Consider the following 1,857-nt stretch of genomic DNA (forward strand, 5'->3'; position numbering starts at 1 on the left):
ACCACGTGATCATTCCGGGGCCGTCGCCATGCCCGGAAGGCAGATCACGACCGTCACGCATCACGCATGATCAGCCACCCGACAGGCTCTGAGGCCGAGGGCCCGAGCTCCTGCGCGACCCGGTCGCGTACACGGCCCTGCGAGCGGCGACGAGCCCCGTGGAAGGCGACCGCCGTGCTGGAGCAGACCGTGGCGGACCAAGCCCGAATGCGAGAGCCCTCGCGGGAGCAAGGCTGCCAAACTCTGCTCCCGCCGCACGTCTTGGAATCCCCCGAACGCCACGTCCTCGGGCTCGCCCGTGACGCCGTGGTCTTCACCACCATCACCAAGGGCCGCGCCGGACGCCTTCCCGGCGACAACAACTGGCGCCAGCAGACATGGTGGCCCACTGTCGCAGATCACTACTGCTTCTTGGCAGCCGTTGCCGAAGAACGAACCCGGGCGGTGGCCGACGAAGCGCGGACTGTTGGGGATGACGTCCTCCGTGTCGGCGTCGAGACGGCCGCCTGATCGCCTCCTGGGTGTCTCGCACGGTCGCCAGGTGATCGTGCGTCAAACGCCGTTGTCAGTACCTCCGCATAGGGTTCAAGCATCACTCGGGGAGCCTCGGAAAAGGAGCAGAAACGTGTCCGGCAACAAGATCCAGCACAAGGTGAATCACGTCGCGCTGGTAGTGGACTGTTCGGGTTCCATGCATCAGCACCAGGGTCAGCTCATCCGCGTCGTGGATGAGTTCGTAGCGGGCCTGAAGGCCGAGTCGGACAGCCTCGGCCATGAGACCCGGATCAGCCTCTACTCCTTCGACCACAAGGTGGAGAACCTGGTCTGGGACATGGACGTGAAGCATCTGCCGTCCATGCGGGGTCTGTACAAAGTCAAAAATGGCGCTACGGCCCTCATCGAGGCTTCTCTGAAGTCCCTGGACGACCTGGGTCATATCTGGGAGGAATACGGCGAGCACAGCTTCCTCCAGATCGTGGTGACGGACGGCGAGGAGAACGCCTCCGGCGGCGACAGGCGGCACGATGGCGATATGGCCATCCTCGGCCCCTGGCTCGACAAGATCACGGCGAAGATGGGCGGGCTTCCGGGCCACTGGACGTCCGCGATCCTCGTTCCGAACTCCCTGGCGAAGCGCACCGCCCAGAATTACGGTTTCCCGGCCGGAAACATCGCCATCTGGGATGCAGATTCCCAGGAGGGTGTCGAGGAGGCGATCGGCACCGTGCGCGCTGCCGCCACCAGCTTCCTCCGGGGCCGCGAGCAGGGCGTGCGCGGCACGAAGAACCTGTTCGCCGTCGGCCAGGACATATCGGTCGACGAGGTGCGGGCGAACCTCGAACCGATTCCGGCCGACAAATATCGGCTCCTGAAAGTCGACAAGGAGGTCGAGATTCGCCCCTTCGTTGATTCGCATCCGGGCGTGACGTACGAACGCGGGTCGTGTTACTACCAGTTGGGCGCCAGGGCTCAGGTTCAGCCGAACAAGGAAGTCATCGTGGTCGAGAAGGACACCGATCGCGCCTATACGGGTGCCGCGGCGCGCAGCCTTCTGTTCGGTACGGGTATCCAGGGGACCGTCTCCGTGAAGGCGGGGAACAATCCCAAGTTGGAGGTGTACGTGCAGAGTCGTTCGGTGAACAGAAAGCTCAAGCCGAAGACGCGTCTGCTCATCATGCTGTCAACTACTCGGCCGTAAAAGACCGAGTTTGCTGAGTCGGTTCGATACGGCTTTGCTTATGCTCCCGACTGCCCCCTACGGCAGGGCGGTCACGGGTCACATCTACCGCTCCCGGCCCGGGCCGGGAGCGGATCGGGCATGTTGACGAATACCCACGCCGAGCGTGCGCGGTTGCG

Annotated in this window: 2 protein-coding genes; both read left to right on the top strand. The window is 64.0% G+C overall.

Annotated elements, in window-relative coordinates:
- Positions 1–261: 261 nt before the first annotated feature.
- Entirely contained in the window at positions 262–510 is a 249-nt protein-coding gene (locus tag ABTZ94_RS37405; protein WP_351207903.1) for a hypothetical protein, read from the top strand.
- A gap of 115 nt (positions 511–625) precedes the next feature.
- Positions 626–1,699 carry a vWA domain-containing protein gene (locus ABTZ94_RS37410; RefSeq protein ID WP_351207905.1) on the top strand — a complete coding sequence of 358 codons (1,074 nt, stop codon included), beginning with the start codon at positions 626–628 and terminating at the stop codon, positions 1,697–1,699.
- The last annotated feature ends 158 nt before the right edge of the window (positions 1,700–1,857 follow it).

The sequence above is a fragment of the Streptomyces sp. NPDC002785 genome (assembly GCF_040295565.1).
Taxonomy (GTDB): domain Bacteria; phylum Actinomycetota; class Actinomycetes; order Streptomycetales; family Streptomycetaceae; genus Streptomyces.